The sequence below is a fragment of the Dyadobacter luticola genome (assembly GCF_005860805.1).
In the GTDB taxonomy this organism is placed as follows: domain Bacteria; phylum Bacteroidota; class Bacteroidia; order Cytophagales; family Spirosomataceae; genus Dyadobacter; species Dyadobacter luticola.
The window spans coordinates 1252917-1276298 of sequence record NZ_VCEJ01000004.1; the positions used below are offsets into that span (position 1 = coordinate 1252917).

Below are 23382 nucleotides of genomic sequence, written 5' to 3' on the forward strand. Positions count from 1 at the left end.
GAAATTATTCGCGCCAGCCGAAAATGTTGAGCTGCAAATCCATCACATCATTGCCGCGGTAGCGATGGTTGGTGAAGGGTTTCAGGCGATGCTGGTTAGTATCGATATAATATCTGAAACCGCTTTCTTCAAAGATTTTAACAACATTGGCCAGGTCCTGAATATGACCAATATAAGAGTGGAATTCCACGAAAAGGTTCTGGACATGGCCGAGCGCATATTTGCAATCGGTTAACACGTCATTTTCAGCGCCTTCAATGTCGATCTTTAAAAAATCAATGTGGGTTTCGCGCAGCAGATAATCCTTTAAACGCACCGAAGGAATTTTCTTTTTCTCTGCGACCGAATAGATGGAAGACGAATCCGCATCTTCACTGCCGAACCAGATCCCATTTTCATCCGTCCAGACTGCCTTATCCACGATCTCCACATCGGCAATGTTGTTTTCCTGAAGATTCGATTTCAGCAAGGCTGCAATGCGTGGCTCGGCTTCAAAAGCGGTTATCTGCGCGTCAGGAAACAGTTTTTTGAAATATAAAATACTCATCCCGACATTGGCACCGCAGTCGAAAATGACGGGCGCGGCGGAGGGGGCTTCGAAATAGTAAAATTCGTCGGCGAAAATTTCCTTGTGCTGCCACAGAAACGACATCACATCCGGCACCTGCAACTTAAAATTCCCGAACTGCACTTTCTTCATCGTGTGCCGCGGACTGTTTCCATACTTGAAAAGCAGGCCCATAAATTCCCTGTTGGCGGCATCGCCGAGTGCGTGATAGGGTTCTTTCAACAAATAGCGAAGCCAGTACATAGTTGCAGTTTCGATCAGATCCGGTATTTGATCCAATTTTTGATTTTTACCTGAAAAGGCAAATTGTAATAATTACGGAATATTTCAATGATCTGTTTGTCGGGTTGCAGGTCGGGGTCCAACGTAATGTGCCCCTCTGCCATTTCGCGTCCGTAAATGCCCGACTTAAATGTAAAATTGGTCCCGCTGCCATCCGTGCCAATGTTTTTGATTTTCGAGCGGACCGGGTAAAGGCCGTATGCATTGTTTTTGTGCTGCGCATAAGTCCAGCGGATGGCCCACGAGTCGATGATGCCTTGCTGCTGTTTCTGCAACATGGGCCAAAGGTCGCTTCCGCCCGTGGCCAGCCTTTTTTTACTTCCCGAATCTTTTTTTAATGTTGAAAAATCACTGACATCCCAGTCTGCTTTCTGCCATTTTGCTGCCCAGGTGCCCCAGCCCCAGGAGCTGGCCCGCGGGGCGAGGTAAGCGCCATGTTTCAGGTTTTCAGGAAGTTGCAGCGGGGGAGTGTAGCCGGAAATGGAGAAAATATCCTGCCGCGATTCGTACATTGTCAGCGCTTCATTCATGAAATCAAGAAAATCGACGGTACTCAGCATATCATCTTCCAGCACGATCACTTTGCCGAAACGCCCGACAATGTCGCTGACGCCGCTGATGACAGAATTGGCCAAACCTTTATTTTGCTCGGCTTCAATAATGTAAATTTTTTTGAAACCTTTGATTTTGGGCAGATATGCGCGGATTTCCTTGATCAGCGGAATGTCCGACTCTTTTTTGGGGCCGTCGGAAAAAACAAATAATTCACTTCGCGGGGCAAGTACATTGGCTTGCAGGGATTCTATGGTCTGTTTTAAATGCCAGGGGCGGTTATAACAAAACAATACAATCGGCGCTAATGAATTGATATGACCCATTTTAAGCCTTAAATGCGTCGATGATCAGCGATGTGTAAACCAGCTTCCCGTCCTTGTTCCGCGCATCATGGTCGGCTGAGCGGCGGATCATACCATCTTCCGGGTTCCAGGGGTTTTTGTGGAATTTTCCCTGCTCGTCGTAGTATTCGATGGGCACCACTTTGAAACCGATGTCCTGCAAAAAGCCGGACATTAACTGGTAGTTATACAGGATCTTATGATCGTCGGCGCCATTTCCGGTACCGCCCGGTTTCACGTAATCAATGTATTCTTCGAAAGGATTATAACCGTCCGGCACTGCCACACGCAGCCGCCCGCCAGATTTTAAAAAGGTATAGCAATTTTTAAAAGCCAGTTTTCCTTCTTCCGGCGTCAAATGTTCCCAAACGTGCTCGGCGAGGATTTTATCGATGGAATTTTCTTCAAAATACTTCTCCCAGTCGCTCTTTTTCAGCAGGTTCAATGTCTCAATATCCGAATGTATCCAGCCTTTGTAAACGGAATACATCGAGCCTACCACCATATTAATCGGCTTCGACCGGTCGTACGTCGTGAGCTGGTACCGGCTGAAAGGTTCTTTTAAAAGACCTGCTACTATTTTTTGTTTTAAAGACATGTAATCCAAAGAATTTACGGCTGCTGAAAGTCGGTCAGCCAAAGATACAAAAGTTGGCCGTGCTACTCTTTCATCCTTAAAATACCGGTTTTGAAAAAATGCCATCCTGCGTTAAAACCGGCCGAAATGTCTTCCGAGATTTTCCAGGCCAAAATACCGCCGCCAAAAATCACCGCCACAATCACCGACCGCAGTAGCATATCTATTAATGTTAGAGTCAGATTTCCGGGTGCAGGTTTTGGAATGAAAAACACCACCGCGTAAGCCAGCAGCGCCAGGGCGAGCACTTTGGCCGTAGCCACCGTAAAAGGCTGGATGCCCATTTTACTTTTGATAAAAAACAACTTGACCAGATTATAAGTAACCGTAGAAAATAAAGCTGCGGCGGCGGCACCATTGTAACCGTAAAGCGGGATCAGGAACTGGCTGCTGAATAAGATCAGGACCGTGAAAAAAAGCATGAAAACAATGTCGAACCTGTAAAACCGCGAGTTGGTCAGGATTTCGGAATTCAGGCCCGTCATCATATCGGCAATTCTTGACACGCCGACCATCAGTACCACCCATTTTCCCTGAGAATAAATGTCGGATTTGGGAATAATGCTGAAAATGGAATCAATGTTGGCCCAGATGCCGAGGAAAAGGAATGAGCCTATAATGAAGAGGTTCAATGACGATTTTTTGTAGATCGTGTCAATGTGTGCGATGTCGTTTCTGGCGTAAGCTTCGGAGATAATCGGCGCGCTGATCATCACAATGCTGTTTCTGGGAATAGAAATCACCAAGGCGATGCGGGACGCAATGTCAAAAATCGCGGTACTGCCCAGGCCTCCTTCGAAGGCGGGAAGAAGCACTTTTTCAATGTGCGGTAACAAAGCTGCACTCGCGCCGCCTAGCAGTACCCAGAGTCCGTACCGGTACATTTCCTTGAATGCCGGGTGACGGATAAAACCGAAATCGAGGGAAGTATAAAGCCTTTTTTGAAAATATAAATAAATGAGCATCGCCACAATCGCCACGCCGTAGCTGACCACCGTGAGGTTGACCATCGTATCAAACGTGATGATCTTGAAACCGAAAAGTATTACTAAAAGACTGTTAGCCAGGCGTAACCCGACTTCGCGGATTAAAGACGGCACCGCGATCCGGAGATTGATCCTGGAATACGATTCCAGCGCCAGCAAATAAACCATCCCGACCGTGAGCGGAATAAAAACGTAGTAGTACCTGACCAGCATGGGGGAGTGGTCGAGGTAAAATTTCAGGTATAAAGGTTTGAATAAGAGGTATAAAACGACAAATGCGGCAAGTCCGACGAGCGGCGTGACAATGATAAAGGTAAAGAGCTGCCGTCGCGAATCGTGGTCCTGGAAGCGGCTGTGAAACCGCACGGCCACCGAAGGCACGCCCAGCAACGCAAAAGACATATAAATGACGGGGAAAGTGAGGAGCGTGGAGGCATACAAGCCGAGCTGCTCCTGGGTCATGAACTGGTTGTACAGGATCAGGATGTTAAAAATTCCGATGACGACGCCGACGTACGAAACGATAGAACTTTTAAATCCCTGACGAACAATGATCCCCATTGAGGTTTTCTTGATTAAAAGGACGAAATAAGACAAAATCGGTTAGATACCCTACAAGATCGTTTGATCTTATATCCGCGGAATTTCTAGATTTGCCTGATACATTAAAAAAACACACTATTGAAAATCTTCACCATCGTGGGCGCCCGCCCCAATTTCATTAAAGTAGCGCCGCTCCACCGCGAACTCGCCAAACAGGCTGATATAACTTCCAAAATCGTCCATACCGGGCAGCATTTCGATTATTTAATGTCTGGTATCTTCTTCGAGCAGCTTGGTTTGCCCAAGCCGGATTATTTTCTCGGTGTGAGCGAAGGTTCACCCACTGAGCAGACGGCGGAAATCATGCTGGCTTTTGAAAAAGTAGTGAAAACGGATCGCCCCGATTTGGTGATTGTGGTGGGGGATGTGACTTCGACTTTGGCCTGCGCGCTGGTTTGCGCAAAGGAACGTATAAAGGTAGCGCACATTGAAGCGGGACTGCGCAGCGGCGACCGCTCAATGCCCGAGGAAATCAACCGGATCCTGACAGATGCGATTGCGGATGAATTTTTTGTGACAGAAAAATCGGCGGTGGAGAATTTGCTGCGCGAAAATGTTCCGGCGTCCAGGATTCATTTTGTGGGAAACCTGATGATTGACTCGCTGGTGCAATGTTCTGCAAAAATTGATCAGGTGGGTAACATTGAAAAGTTAGGGCTGCTGCCTCAATCCTACATTTTAATGACCATGCACAGGCCAGCCAATGTGGACCAAGTTGATGGACTTTTTAAGATTGTGTCGATTATCCGGGACTTATCAAAATTAAAACAAGTCGTGTTTCCCATGCATCCGAGGACCAGGAAAAAGATAGCAGCATTTGATTTGGAAAAAGATTTTAAAACAGTCAAAAACCTGAAAGTGCTTGATCCACAGGGTTACCTGGAATTTATTGGTTTGCTAAAAAATGCTTCGATGGTCATCACGGATTCGGGCGGTATCCAGGAAGAGGCGACTTACCTAGGCATTCCGTGCATTACTTTGCGCGAAAACACGGAGCGGCCAGTGACGGTGGAGGTGGGTACCAATTATTTAATGCCTGATTTCAATATCGATTCTGTAAAAAACCTGGCGGTCAACATTTTGAGCGGGACATTCAAAAAAGGGGCGATACCAGAATTTTGGGATGGAAAAGCGGCGGAGCGGATTGTGGCGGTCCTAAGAGAAAAGTACATTAATTCGTACGTTTGTGCGAAGTAGGGGCTTACAATGTTGGATAAAATGTTGAAAAAAATAAAAAACGGTGTCTGGGGTTTGCTTAACTCAGTGGGGCTGGGCGGAACGGTGCAGCTGCATGTGGGCGGGGCATTGAAGCAATATGGCTGGTTCAAAAGTTTTCATTCCAAACAATCTGTGGATTTGAATGGCGACCCGCTGCCCTGGTATACATATCCTTTTATTTTATTCTTAAAACCGCGTTTGAAGCCTGAATTTATGGTTTTTGAGTACGGTTCCGGTAACTCCACGCGCTGGTATGCGGCCCGGGTGAAACAAATCACAGCTGTGGAAAATGATAGGGATTGGATCAAACTGATCAGCCCGAAACTTCCGGCCAATGCCAGCATTATTGAGAGGCCTTTGGGCGACGAATATATTAGAGCGGTAGCGACTACGGGGCAGTTATACAGCATTATTGTAGTAGATGGTCGGAACCGGGTGAAGTGTGCCAGCTTCGCGGTGGATTATCTTGCGCACGATGGCGTGCTGATCCTGGATAACTCGGAAAGGGAATGGTACCAGCGGGCAAAAGACCTGCTTAAAGAGAAAGGTTTTCGCCGCCTGGATTTTATCGGAATGGCGCCGATTGTGGGCATTGAAACCTGCACGAGCGTTTTTTACCGAGATGGTAACTGTCTGGGGATCTGATTTTAAAATGTTAGCTCATAGGTGATTTTCGGGCAAACTTCCCCACCTATATTTTCCTTGAATCGCGCCAGCGACGGTTTGTAGTTGCCTTCATGATCCAGTGAAGTCCCAAGATCCAGCATGGAAATGTGGTTCTGCCGACAAAAGCCGTAAATGTGATCCATCACCAGCACCATCGGGCTGAAACTGCGGTATTCCGGCAAAAAGGCGGAAGTATAATACGATAAGGTATCCATGTTAACGCGCACCATCACAGCCAGAGCAATCAGTTTTTCCTGATTATATGCTCCAAAAACCAGGAAATGGTTCGGGAATTGGGCCAACAAATTTTGGAGCTGCGCAGGCTGCATCGAAAGGCAGTAGTTGTTCCCGCGATGGCATTTCAGAAGAAACGCCACAATCACCTCTGGCGATACTCCGGTCAAAAATTTTGCTTGAAATCCAGCTTTTTGCGCTTTTTTTAATCTTCGTCTCTCATTTTGACGGATAATGTCGTAGAAATTCGGTTTTTTTGGAAATATAAAATGATTTGCGAGCGTACGAATTGGGACGAAACCAGTATTGATATAACAATGGTGGAGCAAGTCATGAAGCGACTGGTTATAAAATGCGGGGGCGGCCTTAACGATCAGTTTTCCATGACTACACATGCTCAACCACTTTTTAATACAATTAAGGAAGAATTCCAGCTCGCTTCCGCTACAACGTTTTTCTATCACTATACCACCAAACGGCGCTTTTGGAGGTGAATTCCAGATACCGTGCTCATCCTGGGCGCAATGAAATTTTGCAATTACTGCCGATATTTCCTGTCGTGAAAGGATAAACCCATATATTGCCCGGTCGGTTTGGGTTTTCAAATGGTCGGGTTGGTAGTAAAGACAGGGTGAAAAACCCGTAGAAAGGCAATCTTTGGTGTCAATAGTGAATAAATTCACTAAAAGATCCAATTTTTGCCACTTATAAATATGAATGTGTGTAGAATTAATACGGATATCTGATTAACTTTGTGTGTCTTGAATAATCGGCGGCTTGTGTAACTGGTTTGTTAAATTATTGATATACTAATTTGATATTTTTTATGTTTAATACAATGCTGATTACTATTTTTGTTAATTAACCAGAAAACTAGAAGTGGCTTCACAGATTTCTTCGCTGGTAGTAGTCAGAATTTCTCGAAAGTGCAGGCAATAGGATTCAAGTACAAATTGCTTTTTTAACTAAACCGGAATTTTTAAATTTTAATTGGCCCATCCCATACATGAAACACATACTTATTGCCGAAGACCACGCCGTCGTCAGGATTGGCACCAAGCACCTCCTCAAATCGCTGATCCCAGATTCCACCATTGCGGATGTGGATGATTTCGATAAAATCCTTCAGGAGCTGGAAGTAAAGGCGTATGATCTTCTGATCCTGGATATCAATATACCGGGAGGAAATACCACCAAGATGGTGGAAACCATTCGTATGAAGTCACCGGGCATTCGTATTCTGATGTTTTCGAGCTACGACGAGCAATTGTACGGCTTGATGTACCTGCAAGCAGGCGCCGACGGATATTTGTCGAAAGACGCGCCGGAAGAAGAGTTCAAAACAGCCGTAATGAGCGTTTTGAACAATAAAAAATACATGAGTGAGGATATGCAGCAAATGAATATCAACCGGCTCATCAATCCAAAAGAATATCTGCCAGACCCGATCATCAGCCTGTCTCCCCGTGAAACCGATGTGATGAATTTGCTGAAAGAAGGTTTGGGAACAGCGAAAATTGCGGAAAAACTCAACCTGCAATTATCAACGGTCAGTACTTATAAAGCGCGGATCTTTGAAAAACTGGGTGTAAAAAATATTGTAGAGTTGATCACGAAGATCAAGTAACTATATATTTGCTTGGCAAAAGGCTCCTGTATCTGATGCAGGAGCCTTTTTTTGCTTTATATAGTATCAGGGCTAACATTGCGCCATGCGAAAATTAGGGATCGATGAAATGGACCGGCTGACGGTCGAGGAATTTAAGGAATCGGAAAAATTTCCGTTTGTGATTGTGCTGGATAACATCCGCAGCCTCAACAATGTTGGGTCGTTTTTTCGGACTGCCGATGCATTGCGGGCGCAAAAAATCATTTTATGCGGCTACACGCCCAAGCCGCCGCACCGCGACATTACCAAAAGTGCCCTCGGCGCAGAATTATCCGTGGAATGGGAGGCAAGCCCGGATACACTTTCGGCGGTTCAGGAATTGAAGCAGCTGGGTTACCAGATCTGGTGCGTCGAGCAGGCGGAGGACAGTATTTTATTGCAACATTTTGCGCCGGAGCCAGGCGTGCCGCATGCATTTGTTTTTGGAAATGAGGTTTCAGGCGTGCAGGATGAAGTAATTGCCGTATCCGACGGCTGTCTCGAAATCCCCCAGTTTGGCACCAAGCATTCTTTTAATGTATCGGTCGCCGCCGGGATTGTTTTGTGGGACTTTGTAAGAAAAAATTTAACATAAAAATAACACCAAAAATTTGGTCAATATGATTAAATAACCAGTAATTGCAGGTCGTTCCTGAGGTTTGAATCCCAATCTGACACCAAATAGTAAACATCTGTACCTCAGCATGTTTGACCATTTACATTTTATAACTCATTATGAAATCCACAACAAAAAAGTTATCAACTGAGATTGCTGAGACCATTTCCGGTAAAATCGATGCAGTTTCGGCAGGTTCAAAGCAAATAAAGAAATCAATTGAAAAAGCGGCTGAAAAGCTGGCCAAAAAGGTAGCCAAGTTTGAAAAGGAAACCTTGAAGAAAAAAGAAAAAGAGCAGAAGGCAGCTGACAAAAAATTGAAAGCGAAGTCGAAGCCTAAAAAAGAGGGTAAAAAAGAAAAAGCGGCAAAAACGGAGAAAATCGCTGCGTTGGTAGCTGCGGCATCTTCGAAAGCGCCAGCCATACCCCCTTCCAAACCAGTTCCTGCCAAACCTTTGGCAAAAGCAACGTCAGAAAAGCCAGCACCAGCAAAACCAGAAGCTCCGAAAGCAGACGCGGAAGCATCAGCACAATAACCGGATCGGTTTTTTAAAAAATATTAATTCAACTTCTCACGGGGTTGAATTTTTTGTTTTCAGGCAATCCTGCCGATCGTGGCGAGCAGCCGGCCCGTCACGCCTTTTTCATGCCTGTAGGAAAAGTAATCTTCATTATTCAGAACCGTAGAAAATTCGGAAATTTCAATGCTGGCGGGAAGTAAGCCTGCACGCAGCAGCAAATCCTGATTCGCTTTTTTGAGATCAACAAAAAACTTGCCGCGCGTTTCGTCCCATCTTTTATACTCTGCATTGAAATGCTGAGAAACGTCCTCTCCGACTTCAAACGAACATTCGTCAATACAAGTCCCGACATACGCGACGCAATCTGCCGGTTGCGTACCGTAAGTTTCGATCATCAACTGCACGGTTTTAAAAACAATTTCACTAACCGTACCTCGCCACCCGGCATGTATGGCGGCAACTGCGCCGGTAACCGGATCGTAAATCAGGATCGGCGTGCAATCGGCCACCGTTACCGCCAGCTGTACGCCGGGCACATTCGTGATCAATGCATCATATCCTTCAAACCGCCCAGGCTCGTTTACAATCATTATTTCAGATCCGTGCACCTGGTGCGATTTGGCCACTTTTTCAAAAGGCACAATCAATGCGGCGAAGAATTTCAGGTTGTTTTCCAGCACATTCTCAGGGGTATCCTGGGACCCGCCAAGGTTCAATGATTGAAATGGTGCCGGGCTTACGCCGCCATGACGTGTGCTTTCCGCCGCGATCAATTCCGCGAAATCCGCGAAAATAGCGGGTTTTCGGTACATGGGTTTTGTGGCGGGCATTTCTGAAAATGGCATATCGGTAGTTTGCTTGGGACAATCGCAAAAATAGGAAATAAAAAAAGGACCGTTTCCGGTCCTTCGTATTAGAAAAGTTTTTCTTGCGGCGGCTTGGCACCTTTCAGACGAATGTAAACGGTTGCCTGCCCGCGGTGGTGGGTCTGGTGCTCGAAGGCTTTTTCAAATGCAACACCCATTTTCAAATTCATATTAAACACTTTCACATCCTTGCCCAGGTCAGCGTCAGTCATGCCTTTCAACGCAGCGATAACGTAGTCGTAACTGTCCATCGTTGCTTTGGTGATCGCAGCTTTGGACTGGTCAGCCATTTTCTCCACCGAGCCTTCCATCGGTTTTGCTTTCCCGGTAGCGGCAGAAATAAATGCGTAGTTCGCATCGGCCAGGTGACCCATTTGTTGGGCGAATGTGCGGATTTCAGGCGTCGGTTTGAATGCATAGCCATCGTCGGGCATGGCATCCAGGTATTCTTTTGTAAAAACTTTCGCTCTTTCCCAGTCAGCCGTCATCTTGGCAATCTGGGTTTGGGCAAATGCCGACTGCACCGCGAGGAGCATCAGACAGATGATCGTAATTTTCTTCATTCGATTTTTGTTTTGGTGGTTGGAAATTTTTGAGGAAAGGTAATTCTAATGAATTCGATTTTCAACTGCGTTAAATAAATATTAATTGTGATGTTTGGTTGCGCACGGAAAGGATATTGGCTTATTTGCAAAAACTACTAAATCATCAACAGAAGCGGATTTTATGGCGGAGTCACCTGACGAGCGGGCGAAAAAATATCTTGATCTGGGCCATACCGAGGCCGAAAACCATGCAAAAACACAGCTGGAACTTTACGAAAAGCGGGTAAAGCAAACTTCCTCTGTCTCCAATGTGATCTCGGAGTTTTTCAAAACCAACCTGCTGGGGTTTGCCAAACATTACCTGAGGAGCCGCTTCGGCGCGAAACATCCCTACCAGGCATACCCCCGAAATGGCGACAACGGAATTTATCCCTTGCAATCCTCCATTCCTTCCCGCGAAACACTGACATTGGCTTTGCTCTCCGACTGGGCGAGCGATACCGCCGAATCCGACGCCGTCGCGAACCTGGTTTCGAAATATTCACCCGATTACACGATTCATTTGGGCGATATTTATTTTGTAGGCACGCCACAGGAGGTCGAGGCGAATTTTACAGCACCTTACGCCTCCTGGTATTACGGCGCGTCGGGGAGCCTGGCATTATCAGGAAATCATGAGATGTATTCAAATGGTGATGCCTATTTCCAGCATTTGCTCCCGGCCATGTATGCGCTCGACGGCGAGGTGAAGAAAACACAGCAAGCCGGTTTTTTCTGTCTGGAAAACAGTTTCTGGCGCATTATAGGAATCGATACCGGCTATACTTCGGTGGGAAAACCTTTTTTTGAAATATTGTCCCCACCCGACTGCCACTTGAAAGACGAGCAGATTGCCTGGCTGCGGGACGTAGTGAAATTGGGCGATCCTGAGGACAAACGTGGCATTATGATCCTGAGCCACCATCCTTACTTGTCCGCATTCCGGGAAGAATTTGTCAAACCGGGGGAGCAAATCCGGAAAATCATGGGTGACGCGAGCAGACCTTTGATCTGGTTCTGGGGGCATGATCACCGGATGGTTGTTTATGATAAAGTCCAAAACGGAAAAGGGCCGGAGGCGTGGGGCAGGTGTATTGGCCACGGCGGACTACCGGTTGAAATCCAGCTGCCGGACGGGGATGAGCTGGACAAAATCATTTATTATGACCGCCGGGTAAGGAAGGTTTTAAAACGACATTCACTTGGCTATAACGGTTTTGTGCACCTGGTCATCAAAGATGAAAAGCTGACAGCCGAGTACCGCGACCTGGACGATACCCTTGTTTTTGAAGAAAGCTGGGTGATAAATAAAGAGAACGGCCAACTCGTCTGGAATATCGTAAAAGCGATTCCGGAGCTGGCCGTTCGGTAAATATGGAAGTCCTGCAATCAGCAGGCAAGGAAATCAATGATGGTCGTCGTGGCTGTTATCCTTGTAAAAAGCTGCGAATGTGATGATCAGCCCGATCGTTCCTACGATAAACGTGAAAAGGTCGCCGAAAACAGCTAAAATGATAAACAGGACCAGAAAAGCCGCAATGTAGGCAAACGTAGGTACCCCGGCAGATTCAGTATGCGTTGTCTCAGACATTTTTAAAAAGATTAAATCGAATGCTTAATGCTGCGAAAATAAGCATTAACAGTTATGTTTTTGACATACAAGCCAGATTTTTAACCTAAATTTTGCGCAGCGAATCCGCAGGCCTGCTACGCAAAAGAAAGATCCGGATAATCTGCTACATTTGTTTTTACCAAATTTCTGCGGCAAAATGATGCCTGATACGTGTCGCGCCGCCTCAAATACGATTTCAAATGCCCTACCTAATCGGTTGTGATATTGGCACAACAAACGTCAAATCAGTAGCTTTCGATTCTGTTTCCGGCCAAATCCTGGCTTCCCATAGCGAGAGTTACGAAATGCAGCATCCGCACCCGGATTGGAGCGAGCAGGACCCGGAGGAAATTTTTCAGGCTACCTGCAAGACGCTCATTAACGTAACCAACGCAGTTGCAGGAAAAAGTCAGCTGCTCGGGATCAGTTTCAGTGCTGCCATGCATGGCGTACTGGCGCTGGATAAATCGGGCAAACAGCTTACCGGACTCATTATCTGGGCCGATAACCGGAGCTCCGACATTGCCATCAAGCTGCGCGCTTCGCGGGTAGGGAAGAAGATTTACAACAATAATGGTACGCCGATTCACGCCATGACGCCGGTGTGCAAGTTGCTTTGGCTGAAAAAGAATGAACCGGAGATATACCAGAAAACCAATCGGTTTGTAGGGATCAAAGAATATGTGATATACCGGCTGACAGGTAAATTCCTGGTCGATTATTCCATCGCATCGGCGACGGGTATGTTCAACATCCGCGAGTTCAAGTGGGATGAGTATACCTTGAAGAAGCTGGGCCTCAAACCGGAAAAGCTTTCCGACGCAGTTTCGCCCTACCACATTGAAAAAGTACCTGCCAATAATCCGGCACATTTACCCGAAGGTACGGCATTGATCATGGGCGCCAGCGACGGCTGCCTGGCCAACCTGGGTAGTGGCGCTATCAGCTCCGGCTCCATGGCCGTCACCATCGGAACCAGCGCGGCAGTCCGAATATGCTCGAATAAAGCCTATTCCGATCCGCTGATGCAGACTTTTTGTTATGTGCTGGACGAAAAATCCTACATCATCGGCGGGCCTTCCAACAATGGCGCGGTCATTTTTGAGTGGCTGATGAACACGTTTTTTCCAAATGAGGAATTCGATAAAGTTTTCGAGGAAGCGGCGAAAATTCCCGCCGGCTCGGAAGGCTTGCTATTTTATCCTTACCTGCTGGGCGAGCGCGCGCCGCTTTGGAGCTCCACAGTCCGCGGCGGATTTTCGGGACTGGATATCCGGCATACCCGGCCGCATTTCGCAAGATCAGTGATGGAGGGCATTCATTTGAATTTATATAGCATCGGTAAAATTCTCATGGACATGCAGGATATCGATACCATTTATGCCAACGGTGGTTTCGCAAGAAGCCCGATCTGGGTGCAAATGTTGTCTGATGTTTTTGGGATAAAAGTCAAACTCAACGAAACGGTCGAAACCGGGGCGGTAGGCGCAGCTATGATGGGACTGATAGCGCTTGGGGTGTACAAGAAATTTTCCGAGCTCAAATCGTTTACGACGGTCGGGCAGGAATTTGATCCTAAAAAAGACATTCACGAAGAATATCACACACTCGCCGAGAAATTTATGAAGGGCGCGAAACTCATGATGGCGCACGCCGTTTAAAGATGATAAAACAAAAAGCGTCCCGGATGTTCGAACATCCGGGACGCTTTTTTGTCACTAAATGCTGGTTAAAACTTATATGCAATGCTCAGCCTGTAATTTCTCGGTGCTTCCGCCTGCCAGTAATACGAAGTGATCGGCTCACCTTTGGCAGTCTGGAAATCATAGGTGCCGCCGCTGTAAAGATATTTGTCCAGAATGTTGAACACGTTGAGCGTCAGGCGTATTTTGTCCTTCTCCCAAAACACCCCGCCATCCAGTTTGAAATAATTAGGCAGATTGTACCGGGTATCCGAGTTGCTCCAAGTGGAAGTAGCGCGGTCGCCCAGGTAAGTGAAGCCGCCGGAGATACCTGCACCTTTCAGCGCACCATTCTGCACTTTATAACTCAGCCAACCGTTGGCAGTATGTTTCGCAAATCCCGGCACCGGATCGCCTGCCTTCGCAACTTCCACGCCCTGGGTCACTTTTGTCACTTCGGAGTTGGTGTAAGCATAGTTAGCAGTCAGATTCAATCCAGGCAAAATGGTACCCCGCACGTCAAATTCGACACCCTGCGCTCTCTTTTGACCTAGTTCCACGCTGAATCCAGAGTTTGGACGGCTTGGGTCGCCGGTAAGCTCGTTGTTTTTCAGGATCCGGTAAAAAGCTACTGTGGTATTCCACCGACCTTCGGCCCAGTCTCTTTTCAAACCAAATTCCGTGTTATTTCCAGTGATCGGCTGCACCTTATTGCCGCTCGTAAGTCGCCCCGATTGTGGCAGGAATGCCTGGTCGTACAGCGCATATACTGATGTGTTTTTATCGATCGAAACACTCAATCCCAGACGTGGCGTAAAGTGATCGGCCTTGTCAGGCGCGGCGCCCCATTGTGCCTGGCTCAAATGGGTGAACCGTCCGGCGATGGTCAGCCTGATCTTGTTATCCAAAAATCCAAGCTCATCCTGCACATACAAACCCGTATACTTCTGGTCCATCAGTCCTCCCGTAGAGACAGCCCTGGCTTCCAGGTCCAGCGAGCGGTCAAAAATCGGGTATCCATTATTAGGTGCTCCGTACACCGGGGATTTTGGATTGAAAAGGCCGCCCAATGTATCAAGTGAACGGGATTGCGCGAAGTCGGCGAAATACTCCTTCGAACCGACATCAATACCACCCAGCAGACGGTGAACCACGCCGCCGGTAGTGACTTTACCATTTACAAAAACCTGTCCGAGTGTCATTTCACTCTTCGCGTCCCAGATTCCCACGCCGCGCTGCATAGTGCCGTCGGCATTGATGATTGATGGCCACATGCTGCTTCCGGCCATTTTATAGTTCAGATAAGCCAGCTGCGCTGTCAGTTTCCAGTCGGAATTCAACTGATGCTGTAAGTTGAGAAAGAGGCTGTTATCCTTGATTTTTGTGGCGGGAAGTCCCGGGGGCATCAATGTTAATTCTCTTGGCAAAGTTGCATATCCTTCTGGCGAGAAAATATAAAACGATCCTACATCGGACATTTTGGCGTACTGTAAAGTGTACTCAGCCGTCAATTTTGTCTTTTCATCGATTTGGTAAGTAATAACAGGCGCAACGCTATAACGGTTATTGAATTCGTTTGGACGGAACGAACCTTTGTTCTGTCCGGCCAGATTAAGGCGGTAGAGGAATTTGCCATCTTTTGAAAGCTTACCGTCCAAATCCAATGTGGTGCGGTACATATCGAAGCTGCCCATCGTGAAAGACGCCTCGCCTTTTGTTTCGCCGGTTGGTTTTTTAGTAACCACATTATAAAGTCCGCTCGGGTCGCCGTTTGCAAGCATAAATCCGGCCGGGCCTTTTACAAATTCAATGTGATCCACAAAGCTCATATCCTCGGTGAGCGGGCCCCAATAAGAGTTTACTATATTGAAACCATTCCGGAAAGCTTGGATTTGCGAGCCACGCATGCTGATGTTGGCATACATATCACCCCAATGTTCGATGCGGGTAGCGCCGCTGACATTGCGGACCAAGCCGTCGCTCATGCTGATCACCTGCTGGTCGGTCAAAACTTTTGAAGTGACTACCTGCACATTCTGAGGCGTTTCCAGGATCGGCGTCATCAGTTTGAGGCTGGACGAAAGCGCATCACTTTTATATTCATTTCCACCTTTTACAATCACCTCCTGCAACTGGTTTGCGTTTTCCGACAAGGTCACCGTCACCTCGGCGGTTTCACCTGCGATGATGTCCACCGGTTTTTCCTGCGTTTCCGCACCTACAAAACTGATCAAAAGAATATGTGCGCCCGGTTTCAGGCGGTCAATTGTAAATTTTCCTTGAGCGTTGGTAACATCACCTTTTGAACTGCCCTTTATGCCGACCGAAACCTGTTCGGCAGGCTGACCGTCGGAGCTGAGTATTTGTCCTGTAACTCTGCCAGTTTGCGCAGAAACAGTTGCAGCGGAGAGGAAGAGGAGGAGTAAAATATAGATCTTTTTCATTTGCGTTGAAATTGGACTTAATTGTTAATCTGGCCGCAAAGATGAAAACGGGATCTTTTCTATACAAGATTTTATTTAGATTTATTTAAAATAAGTGTTTTTGAAGGTGTGAAATTGCTTGCCGGAAGGACATGAAAAAGCCGCATAATCAATGGATTATACGGCTTTTTGAATGGAATATGCAGCTTATTTTTTCTCCTTGACTTCTTCCACTTCTTTCGGCGAAATCATCTTTTTCTCGGAAGAGTTGCCCCAGGAATTCATGATGTAATTCATCACGTCAGCCACTTCATCATTTCCGAGACCCGGATTGGGCATCATGTTGTCGTAGTCCACATCATTCACTTTCACCTTTCCGATCAGCCCGAATTTGATCGCCCTGATCGCATTCTCTGGCGTCTTCATCAGATAGTCAGATTTTGCCAGGGGCGGAAATGTGGCAGTTACACCTTCGCCGGTGCCCATGTGGCAGGAAATGCAGTTTTCGGAATAAACCATTTTGCCGCGCTGAATGCTCTTCGCCAGCTCGTCGTCCTGTTTTGGAAAGATCGCAGAGCAGAAAAGTAAGCCGGAAATAAGTATCGCAAGTATTTTCATTTAGCTTTTCGGACTAAGACGAACCACCTTCCCAGAATTTTCCAAAACAACATAAACATTACCATCCCAGCCCTGACGCACGTCACGTACGCGACCGATCTTATCGAAAATAATTTCACGGTTCGTCACCTTATTGCCTTTGACGGTCAAATGCTGGATATACATGAATTTTAGCGAGCCTACCAGCAAATCGCCTTTCCAGTCCTTGAACTTGTCGCCAGTCAGGAAAGTAACTCCGCATGGCGCGATAGAAGGTTTCCAGTAAACCACGGGCTGCTCCATACCCGTCATCGCCGTATCTTTTGAGATAATGCTGTTGTCGTAGTCAATCCCGAAAGTGATTTTTGGCCAGCCGTAATTTTTGCCTTTTTCGATAATGTTCAGCTCGTCGCCGCCTTGTGGGCCGTGCTCGTGTTCCCAGATTACGCCGGTGGCAGGGTTAATGATCATTCCCTGCGGATTGCGGTGGCCGTAAGTCCAGATTTCAGGACGTGCGCCTTCGGTTTTTACAAAAGGGTTATCATTAGGAATTTTGCCATCCTCGTGCAGCCTCACCACTTTTCCCTGATCGCGGCTGAGATTTTGGGAATTTTCTTTCTGGCCTCTCTCACCCAGCGACAGGAATACATATCCTTTTTTATCAAAAACAATCCGACCGCCAAAGTGAACGTTGGCCTTCACATTAGGCAGGGCCTTGAAAAGCTGCTGGATTTCCACCAAAGCATGGTCTTTCAGTTTGGCACGCATCAGGCCTGTATTTGCGCCATCGTCGTCACCTTCTTCGCCTTCTTTTTTCGGAGAAGAATAGCTGATGTAGATCCAGCCATTTTTCGTATAATCAGGATGCAAGGCAATGTCCAGCAAGCCGCCCTGGCCTTTGTAGTAAACCGTCGGGATACCGGAAATTTCCTGCGGATCGAGTTTGCCGTCTTTCACGAGCCTTAATTTTCCGCCTCTTTCAGTCACGAGCAAATCACCATTTGGCAACAAAGCAGAAGCCCAGGGCATTGTCAGGCCGGTGGCTACGGTATCCACCTTAAAATCAGATTCAGCAAATTTGGGCGCATTTACGCTGGAACCCGGGCCGCTGTTGCTCATCATGGCCACAGATGAAACGAGCAGCAGACCTCCCAGCGCAACCGGTAGGCATTTTTTCAGTAAAGGAATGTTTTTGTTCATGTTAAGAGGTGAATATGAGTGGATTTGGTTGTGATTATTTGCTCAAAGAAAATGGTGCGTTTTCCGGTTTTGTGCCCCAGGTCTTGGAAGGTTGCGCGCCCATGTTGAACTGTACATTGCCACCTTTCTGAATGTCGGCATGTTCCAGGTAAGTTTGTCCATAAGGCTTTCCGTTCAATGTTGCTGCCTGGATGTACATATTTGCATCGCTGGTAGCAGGCGCATCCACGATGAATTTTTTACCATTTTCAAGCGTCAATGTCGCTTTTTTAAACAGCGGGGAGCCGATCACATACTGGGTCGTGCCAGGAGTTACCGGATAAAAACCGAGTGAAGAGAAGACATACCACGCAGAAGTCTGACCATTATCCTCGTCGCCGCAATAACCGTCCGGCGTTGCCTGATACAGTTTTTTCATCACCTGACGCATCCAGTATTGCGATTTGTACGGCGCGCCGGCATAGTTGTACAGGTAAATCATGTGCTGGATCGGCTGGTTGCCGTGGGCATAGTTACCCATGTTCATAATCTGCATTTCGCGGATTTCGTGGATTGGAAAACCGTAGTAACTGTCGTCGAAAATCGGAGGTAATGTAAATACCGTATCCAGTTTTTGGACAAATGCTTCACGTCCACCGACCAGGCCGATCAAACCTTTTACATCCTGAAAAACCGACCAGGTATAGTGAATGCTGTTTCCTTCGGTAAATGCATCGCCCCATTTGAAAGGATTAAAAGGAGACTGAAACTTGCCATCCTTCATTTTTCCACGCATCCATTTGGTCTCAGGATCAAACACATTCTTGTAATTCTGGCTTCTTTTAAGAAAAAGATCGATCTCTTTCTGTGGCTTTTTCAACTCTTTGCCGAGCTGCGCGATACAGAAATCGGCATAAGCATATTCCAAAGTCCGCGCCACGTTTTCATTGACCTTCACATCATAAGGAACATAGCCTAGCTCATTATAATATTCATGACCAAAACGGCCAACTGAGCTTACAGGGCCTGCATTTTCCGTGTTTTTAAGGATCGCTTCATACAGTTTATTAATGTCATAACCACGGATTCCCTTTACGTAAGAGTCGGCGATCAGTGATGCTGAATTGGAGCCGATCATACAATCGCGGTGGCCGGGGCTGGCCCACTCGGGGAGGAAGCCGCTTTCGTCATACGCATTGGCGAGGCCTTCCATAATGTGCGCATTCAATGTCGGGTACATTAAGGTAAAGAATGGGAAAACCGCGCGGAAAGTATCCCAGAAACCGTTGTCGGTAAACATATAACCCGGCCGCACTTCGCCATTATAAGGGCTGTAATGCACGACTTTGTTCGTCTTGTCAAACTCGTAAAATTTTCTTGGGAAAAGCAAAACGCGGTAGAGGCAAGAATAAAAAGTACGGATCTGGTCAATGTCGTTGCCCTCCACCTGAATGCGGGAAAGCTCATCATTCCAGGCTTTTTCGCTTTTCTGGCGGGTTGCGTCAAAATTATCGCTGCCCACTTCGCGCTGCAAATTCAGCTCGGCCTGCTCGGGGCTGATAAACGAAGAAGCTACTTTTAAGCCAACCTGCTCGCCTCTTTTTGTTTTAAAACCAATCACCGCACCCACATGGGCCGCTTTCAATTCCAATGTGTCTTTTGCGAGCTGCTTACCGCGGAACGCCGACGAGAATGTAAATGCTTTGTCAAAAACGAGGACAAAGTAATTTTTAAAATTGGCAGGAACACCGCCGCTGTTTTTGGTCGTATAACCGATGATTTTTTTCTCGGAAGGAATAATTTTTACATAAGAACCCCGGTCAAAAGCGTCCAGGAGCACAAAAGAGCTGTCTTGCTGCGGGAATGTAAAGCGAAATTGTGCAGCGCGTTCTGTGGCCGTGATCTCGGTTGTAACATCGTAATCAGCCAGGTAAACTTTATAATAATGTGGCTTTGCAACTTCGGCTTTGTGAGAGAACCAGCTGGCGCGGCTTTCTTCGTCGATCTTTAATTTACCAGTGATTGGCAAGATCGAAAATTGTCCGTAATCATTGATCCAGGGACTAGGCTGGTGGGTTTGTTTGAAGCCGCGGATTTTTTCGGCGTCGTACATATATGCCCAACCGTCGCCCATTTTTCCGGTTTGCGGCATCCAGAAATTCATCCCCCAGGGCGTAGCGATGGCAGGATAAGTATTACCGGCCGAAAGGCTGAATTTGGATTGAGTACCCATCAGGGTATTGACATAATCGACCAGATTTGTTTTGGCGGGAGTCTGCGCCAGGAGCAGTGAGGATTGTATAAGTATTGCAAAAAGGCAGTAAAGGCTTTTTTTCATTGTCAAAAAAAATCTTGATGTTTGGAAAATTGGGATAGTGTAACAAATGTAATGCAAGGCAGCCTGACATTTTGTACCGGCATAGTTCTTTTCCGCGCTAAACTATTCAAACAAGTTACGTATTGACACAAATCACAATGACTGAACACTTAGATCGCCTGACGCCTCGTCAAATTGTTTCCGAGCTGGATCAATATATTATCGGACAAAATGACGCTAAACGCAATGTTGCCATAGCACTCCGAAACCGGTGGAGGCGCATGAACAGTCCGGCGGACATTCAAAAAGAAATAATTCCAAATAACATATTAATGATCGGGGCTACCGGGGTAGGTAAAACGGAGATCGCGCGCCGGCTTGCCAAAGTGGCGGATGCGCCTTTTGTGAAAGTGGAGGCTTCCAAATTTACGGAAGTGGGCTACGTGGGCCGCGACGTGGAAAGCATGGTCCGCGACCTGGTGGAGCAAGCGGTGGGAATGGTGCGGACGCAAAAGAAAGAGGAAGTAAAAATCAAGGCTGAGCAGGCTGTGGAAGATATTATCCTGGATGCTTTGATACCGCCGGTTCATGGAGCAGGCACTGCGAAAGTCAAAGCGGACGACGGATCTGACGCGATGCCGGAAGATGACGCCGAGCTGAACCAGCGTACCCGGGAGCGTTTTCGTGAGAAAATCAGGAATGGAGAGCTGGACAACCGGAAAATTGAAATCGAAGTCCAGCAAAACCAGGTAGCCAATGTAGGAATGATCGGCGGCTCGGTGGATGATGTTTCCATGATGAACATTCAGGAAATGATCGGCAATATGATGCCCCGGCGTGGTAAAAAGCGGAAAGTGACGGTAGAAGAAGCCCGGAAAATCCTGCTCGACGAAGAGGCATCCAAGCTGATCGATATGGACGAGGTGAAGATGGAGGCCATCAAAAAAGCAGAAAACCTCGGGATTATTTTTATTGATGAAATCGATAAGGTCGCGTCAAGCAGGTCGGGTGGAAGCGGCCCGGATGTAAGCCGCGAAGGCGTGCAGCGCGATTTACTCCCGATCGTGGAAGGCAGCGCAGTGAATACCAAGCACGGCGTGATCAACACGGATCACATTCTTTTCGTAGCCGCAGGCGCATTCCACGTTTCAAAACCTTCGGATTTAATCCCTGAATTACAGGGACGTTTCCCGATCCGCGTGGAACTGAATAGTCTTACAGAAGCCGATTTTTACCAAATCCTGAAAACCCCGAAAAATGCTTTGACCAAGCAATACGAGGCAATGATGGCAGCGGAAGGGGTTAGCCTGGAATTTGAAGATGGCGCAATCCGCGAAATCGCCAAAATCGCATTCGAAGTCAACAGCGAAGTAGAAAACATCGGCGCCCGCCGCCTGCAAACCGTCATGAGCCTGCTCCTGAACGACTATATGTTCGACATCCCCGACCTCATCGGCCCCGACTCAAACCTCACAGTCACCGCGGACATGGTACAGGAAAAACTGGGGCATTTGGTTAAGAATCGGGATTTGAGTCAGTATATACTCTAGGAAGGAAAGTCATTTTTGGTCATTGATTGTCAATGACCACAAATGACCTAAATCACTTCTCAAAAAACAACCACTTCAACGCCACCGGGAACTCCTTCTCCCACTGCTCTTCGTCGTGCTGGCCTTTGGGATCTACGGAGGATTTGATGTTTACCCGTTTGTAGCCGAAGGCTTGGGTTTCAAGGGTTTCCTGCAGCTTTTTGAAGTTGGGAAGCATGTGGGCGCCTTCTTTGCCGCCGGCGTATAGGTATATGCGGCTTTCGAAGGGTTCGAAGAAATGTACGACGTCGAAATAGACGCGCTGGGAAATCCAGAGTGATGGGGAGAAAACCATGAGCCGGCCGAAAACTTGCGGGAACATTAGCCCCGCGTACAAACTTAGTAAACCGCCCACCGAACTTCCTCCGATGCCTGTATTCAACCTTTCCGGCTTGGTACGGTAAGTTTTATCAATTTGCGGTTTCAATGTATCCGTGATAAACCTCAGGAACAATTCACCATTTCCTTTGCCCAGTTTCGGGTTGCTGTAAGGCGAAAATTCCAGGATGCGGTCCACATCACCGTGATCGATGGCGACGATAATGATGCCTGAGGCATTTTCGTTCGCGAGTTTTTCAAGGCTTTTGTCGATTTTCCAGTTGCCATATTCCGAGCCTTCGCCGAAGAGATTTTGGGCGTCAGTCATATAAAGAACCGGGAAGCTCAGGTCGGGTCTTTCGTAATAATCGTGGGGGAGCAGAACCTGGATGCGCCGGGTTTTTTGGAGTTGAGGAATTTCAAATTTCTCGGAAACCGTTTCAAGAATGGGCGCAAAATCGGTTTTTGCTGAATTATCAATCTGCCACCGCGCCACGGTATCCTGCACAAGGCCTTCACTTTTCATCACGACGCGGTTCCCATAAGGTTTGCCAAAACGGTCCAGTTCCACCTGGTCCCAGCCGCCGCGGGTGTATTTGTATTCCAGCGGTTCGGGCAATTCCATGTTTTCGGGAAACTGAAACTGGTATTTGCCAGGCTCTATCATGGTCATGCGATACTCTTCGAGATCGGGTAGCCATTTGCAGAAGTTGCCGGTGATGTAAACCGGGCGTTTGTCAAATGCAGGGGTACTTAATTCAATGGTGAGGGTTTCAACTAAAACTGGCATTATTAAAATGATTCACTGAGAGTTACGAGGCCGCAAAAGTACTCATAAATCTGCTCTTCTCTCGTAATTTACAAATTCGAATTTGAAAACATGCTTTTCATCCTGCCCGTGGACAACCCGTTCCGTCTCCGTCCAGGCGGCCGAGTCCGGGATTTTAAAATAGGTATCTCCGTCTATATTGGTTTTTACTTCTGTGACAAAAAGCCGTTCGGCAAGTGGCAATGTTTGCCTGTAAATTTCCCCCCCACCGATCACGAAAGCTTCATTAGTTCCAGTCGCTTTTGCTTTTGCAATCGCGTCTTCCAGTGAATGTGCCGCCACCACACCTTCAAAACTAAAATCCGGATTTTTGGTAATCACAATCGACGTCCTGCCGGGCAAAGGTTTGCCGATCGACTCGAATGTTTTCCTGCCCATGATCATCGGATGGCCCAAAGTCAGTTGTTTGAAACGTTTCAAATCGTCAGGTAGCCGCCACAAAAGTTGGTTATCCTTGCCGATTGCGCCATTTTCCGAAACCGCCACTATTATTGAAATCAGCATTTTAATG

Annotated in this window: 22 protein-coding genes; 8 read left to right on the forward strand and 14 right to left on the reverse strand. The window is 47.2% G+C overall.

Annotated elements, in window-relative coordinates; all coding sequences use genetic code 11:
- Nucleotides 1-4: 4 nt before the first annotated feature.
- From FEN17_RS15925 to FEN17_RS15940, 4 genes are all read right to left on the reverse strand, one after another.
- Nucleotides 5-811 (reverse strand): FkbM family methyltransferase, encoded by an 807-nt coding sequence (locus tag FEN17_RS15925; protein WP_138366953.1) that lies wholly within the window; start codon nucleotides 809-811, stop codon nucleotides 5-7.
- Between the two features lie 14 nt (nucleotides 812-825).
- Entirely contained in the window at nucleotides 826-1728 is a 903-nt protein-coding gene (locus FEN17_RS15930) for a glycosyltransferase (protein WP_138366325.1), read from the reverse strand.
- Between the two features lies 1 nt (nucleotide 1729).
- A complete protein-coding gene (locus FEN17_RS15935) occupies nucleotides 1730-2344 on the reverse strand; it encodes a class I SAM-dependent methyltransferase (protein WP_138366326.1) in 615 nt (204 codons plus the stop codon).
- Nucleotides 2345-2406: 62 nt separating this feature from the next.
- Nucleotides 2407-3930, reverse strand: coding sequence for a lipopolysaccharide biosynthesis protein (locus tag FEN17_RS15940; protein ID WP_138366327.1), 1524 nt, complete (start codon nucleotides 3928-3930; stop codon nucleotides 2407-2409).
- A 120-nt stretch (nucleotides 3931-4050) separates the two neighbouring features.
- Here FEN17_RS15940 and wecB point away from each other — a divergent pair, with 120 nt between their 5' ends.
- Both wecB and FEN17_RS15950 read left to right on the forward strand, forming a co-directional pair.
- Nucleotides 4051-5169, forward strand: coding sequence for a non-hydrolyzing UDP-N-acetylglucosamine 2-epimerase (gene wecB / locus FEN17_RS15945; RefSeq protein ID WP_138366328.1), 1119 nt, complete (start codon nucleotides 4051-4053; stop codon nucleotides 5167-5169).
- 21 nt (nucleotides 5170-5190) lie between these two features.
- A complete protein-coding gene (locus FEN17_RS15950) occupies nucleotides 5191-5835 on the forward strand; it encodes an FkbM family methyltransferase (RefSeq protein ID WP_138366329.1) in 645 nt (214 codons plus the stop codon).
- A 2-nt stretch (nucleotides 5836-5837) separates the two neighbouring features.
- On the opposite strand, the gene FEN17_RS15955 is transcribed toward FEN17_RS15950, so the two are convergent.
- Complete coding sequence (locus FEN17_RS15955; protein ID WP_138366330.1) at nucleotides 5838-6773, reverse strand: GNAT family N-acetyltransferase; 936 nt, start codon at nucleotides 6771-6773, stop codon at nucleotides 5838-5840.
- A 323-nt stretch (nucleotides 6774-7096) separates the two neighbouring features.
- Between FEN17_RS15955 and FEN17_RS15960 the strand changes: the two genes are divergently transcribed.
- From FEN17_RS15960 to FEN17_RS15970, 3 genes are all read left to right on the forward strand, one after another.
- The gene (locus FEN17_RS15960; protein WP_138366331.1) at nucleotides 7097-7717 is read left to right on the forward strand and encodes a response regulator transcription factor; all 621 of its coding nucleotides are present in this window, start codon (nucleotides 7097-7099) and stop codon (nucleotides 7715-7717) included.
- Between the two features lie 85 nt (nucleotides 7718-7802).
- Nucleotides 7803-8333 (forward strand): RNA methyltransferase, encoded by a 531-nt coding sequence (locus FEN17_RS15965; protein WP_138366332.1) that lies wholly within the window; start codon nucleotides 7803-7805, stop codon nucleotides 8331-8333.
- Nucleotides 8334-8473: 140 nt separating this feature from the next.
- On the forward strand, nucleotides 8474-8890 hold the full coding sequence (locus FEN17_RS15970) for a histone H1/H5 family protein, HCT subfamily (RefSeq protein ID WP_138366333.1): 417 nt from the start codon (nucleotides 8474-8476) through the stop codon (nucleotides 8888-8890).
- A gap of 59 nt (nucleotides 8891-8949) precedes the next feature.
- Here the strand turns inward: FEN17_RS15970 and pgeF are convergent, their stop codons facing one another.
- Both pgeF and FEN17_RS15980 read right to left on the reverse strand, forming a co-directional pair.
- A complete protein-coding gene (gene pgeF, locus FEN17_RS15975) occupies nucleotides 8950-9720 on the reverse strand; it encodes a peptidoglycan editing factor PgeF (RefSeq protein ID WP_229208841.1) in 771 nt (256 codons plus the stop codon).
- Nucleotides 9721-9788: 68 nt separating this feature from the next.
- Complete coding sequence (locus FEN17_RS15980) at nucleotides 9789-10304, reverse strand: DinB family protein (protein WP_138366334.1); 516 nt, start codon at nucleotides 10302-10304, stop codon at nucleotides 9789-9791.
- A gap of 163 nt (nucleotides 10305-10467) precedes the next feature.
- On the opposite strand from FEN17_RS15980, the gene FEN17_RS15985 reads away from it, so the two are divergent.
- Nucleotides 10468-11697, forward strand: a complete 1230-nt coding sequence (locus FEN17_RS15985) for a metallophosphoesterase family protein (RefSeq protein WP_138366335.1) — start codon at nucleotides 10468-10470, stop codon at nucleotides 11695-11697.
- Between the two features lie 33 nt (nucleotides 11698-11730).
- On the opposite strand, the gene FEN17_RS15990 is transcribed toward FEN17_RS15985, so the two are convergent.
- Nucleotides 11731-11916 (reverse strand): hypothetical protein, encoded by a 186-nt coding sequence (locus tag FEN17_RS15990; protein ID WP_138366336.1) that lies wholly within the window; start codon nucleotides 11914-11916, stop codon nucleotides 11731-11733.
- 221 nt (nucleotides 11917-12137) lie between these two features.
- Here FEN17_RS15990 and FEN17_RS15995 point away from each other — a divergent pair, with 221 nt between their 5' ends.
- Entirely contained in the window at nucleotides 12138-13598 is a 1461-nt protein-coding gene (locus FEN17_RS15995; RefSeq protein ID WP_138366337.1) for a gluconokinase, read from the forward strand.
- 68 nt (nucleotides 13599-13666) lie between these two features.
- On the opposite strand, the gene FEN17_RS16000 is transcribed toward FEN17_RS15995, so the two are convergent.
- From FEN17_RS16000 to FEN17_RS16015, 4 genes are all read right to left on the reverse strand, one after another.
- Complete coding sequence (locus tag FEN17_RS16000) at nucleotides 13667-16063, reverse strand: TonB-dependent receptor (RefSeq protein ID WP_138366338.1); 2397 nt, start codon at nucleotides 16061-16063, stop codon at nucleotides 13667-13669.
- Between the two features lie 186 nt (nucleotides 16064-16249).
- Nucleotides 16250-16660, reverse strand: a complete 411-nt coding sequence (locus FEN17_RS16005) for a c-type cytochrome (protein ID WP_138366339.1) — start codon at nucleotides 16658-16660, stop codon at nucleotides 16250-16252.
- Nucleotides 16661-17839, reverse strand: coding sequence for a PQQ-dependent sugar dehydrogenase (locus FEN17_RS16010; RefSeq protein WP_138366340.1), 1179 nt, complete (start codon nucleotides 17837-17839; stop codon nucleotides 16661-16663).
- A gap of 34 nt (nucleotides 17840-17873) precedes the next feature.
- On the reverse strand, nucleotides 17874-20156 hold the full coding sequence (locus FEN17_RS16015) for a GH92 family glycosyl hydrolase (protein ID WP_138366341.1): 2283 nt from the start codon (nucleotides 20154-20156) through the stop codon (nucleotides 17874-17876).
- A 137-nt stretch (nucleotides 20157-20293) separates the two neighbouring features.
- On the opposite strand from FEN17_RS16015, the gene hslU reads away from it, so the two are divergent.
- Nucleotides 20294-21685: an ATP-dependent protease ATPase subunit HslU gene (hslU, locus tag FEN17_RS16020; protein WP_138366342.1), complete on the forward strand. Its 1392-nt coding sequence runs from the start codon at nucleotides 20294-20296 to the stop codon at nucleotides 21683-21685.
- Nucleotides 21686-21737: 52 nt separating this feature from the next.
- On the opposite strand, the gene FEN17_RS16025 is transcribed toward hslU, so the two are convergent.
- Both FEN17_RS16025 and FEN17_RS16030 read right to left on the reverse strand, forming a co-directional pair.
- Complete coding sequence (locus FEN17_RS16025) at nucleotides 21738-22832, reverse strand: alpha/beta hydrolase (protein ID WP_138366343.1); 1095 nt, start codon at nucleotides 22830-22832, stop codon at nucleotides 21738-21740.
- Nucleotides 22833-22874: 42 nt separating this feature from the next.
- The gene (locus FEN17_RS16030) at nucleotides 22875-23375 is read right to left on the reverse strand and encodes a dihydrofolate reductase (RefSeq protein ID WP_138366344.1); all 501 of its coding nucleotides are present in this window, start codon (nucleotides 23373-23375) and stop codon (nucleotides 22875-22877) included.
- Nucleotides 23376-23382: the final 7 nt, after the last annotated feature.

What these genes read in the sequence shown, in the direction of transcription:
- FEN17_RS15925 (WP_138366953.1), bottom strand. Translation starts at nt 811, where the DNA reads ATGTACTGGCTTCGCTATTTGTTGAAAGAACCCTATCACGCACTCGGC.
- FEN17_RS15930 (WP_138366325.1), bottom strand. Translation starts at nt 1,728, where the DNA reads ATGGGTCATATCAATTCATTAGCGCCGATTGTATTGTTTTGTTATAAC.
- FEN17_RS15935 (WP_138366326.1), bottom strand. Translation starts at nt 2,344, where the DNA reads ATGTCTTTAAAACAAAAAATAGTAGCAGGTCTTTTAAAAGAACCTTTC.
- FEN17_RS15940 (WP_138366327.1), bottom strand. Translation starts at nt 3,930, where the DNA reads ATGGGGATCATTGTTCGTCAGGGATTTAAAAGTTCTATCGTTTCGTAC.
- FEN17_RS15950 (WP_138366329.1), top strand. Translation starts at nt 5,191, where the DNA reads ATGTTGAAAAAAATAAAAAACGGTGTCTGGGGTTTGCTTAACTCAGTG.
- FEN17_RS15960 (WP_138366331.1), top strand. Translation starts at nt 7,097, where the DNA reads ATGAAACACATACTTATTGCCGAAGACCACGCCGTCGTCAGGATTGGC.
- FEN17_RS15965 (WP_138366332.1), top strand. Translation starts at nt 7,803, where the DNA reads ATGCGAAAATTAGGGATCGATGAAATGGACCGGCTGACGGTCGAGGAA.
- FEN17_RS15970 (WP_138366333.1), top strand. Translation starts at nt 8,474, where the DNA reads ATGAAATCCACAACAAAAAAGTTATCAACTGAGATTGCTGAGACCATT.
- pgeF (WP_229208841.1), bottom strand. Translation starts at nt 9,720, where the DNA reads ATGCCATTTTCAGAAATGCCCGCCACAAAACCCATGTACCGAAAACCC.
- FEN17_RS15980 (WP_138366334.1), bottom strand. Translation starts at nt 10,304, where the DNA reads ATGAAGAAAATTACGATCATCTGTCTGATGCTCCTCGCGGTGCAGTCG.
- FEN17_RS15985 (WP_138366335.1), top strand. Translation starts at nt 10,468, where the DNA reads ATGGCGGAGTCACCTGACGAGCGGGCGAAAAAATATCTTGATCTGGGC.
- FEN17_RS15990 (WP_138366336.1), bottom strand. Translation starts at nt 11,916, where the DNA reads ATGTCTGAGACAACGCATACTGAATCTGCCGGGGTACCTACGTTTGCC.
- FEN17_RS15995 (WP_138366337.1), top strand. Translation starts at nt 12,138, where the DNA reads ATGCCCTACCTAATCGGTTGTGATATTGGCACAACAAACGTCAAATCA.
- FEN17_RS16000 (WP_138366338.1), bottom strand. Translation starts at nt 16,063, where the DNA reads ATGAAAAAGATCTATATTTTACTCCTCCTCTTCCTCTCCGCTGCAACT.
- FEN17_RS16005 (WP_138366339.1), bottom strand. Translation starts at nt 16,660, where the DNA reads ATGAAAATACTTGCGATACTTATTTCCGGCTTACTTTTCTGCTCTGCG.
- FEN17_RS16010 (WP_138366340.1), bottom strand. Translation starts at nt 17,839, where the DNA reads ATGAACAAAAACATTCCTTTACTGAAAAAATGCCTACCGGTTGCGCTG.
- FEN17_RS16015 (WP_138366341.1), bottom strand. Translation starts at nt 20,156, where the DNA reads ATGAAAAAAAGCCTTTACTGCCTTTTTGCAATACTTATACAATCCTCA.
- hslU (WP_138366342.1), top strand. Translation starts at nt 20,294, where the DNA reads ATGACTGAACACTTAGATCGCCTGACGCCTCGTCAAATTGTTTCCGAG.
- FEN17_RS16025 (WP_138366343.1), bottom strand. Translation starts at nt 22,832, where the DNA reads ATGCCAGTTTTAGTTGAAACCCTCACCATTGAATTAAGTACCCCTGCA.
- FEN17_RS16030 (WP_138366344.1), bottom strand. Translation starts at nt 23,375, where the DNA reads ATGCTGATTTCAATAATAGTGGCGGTTTCGGAAAATGGCGCAATCGGC.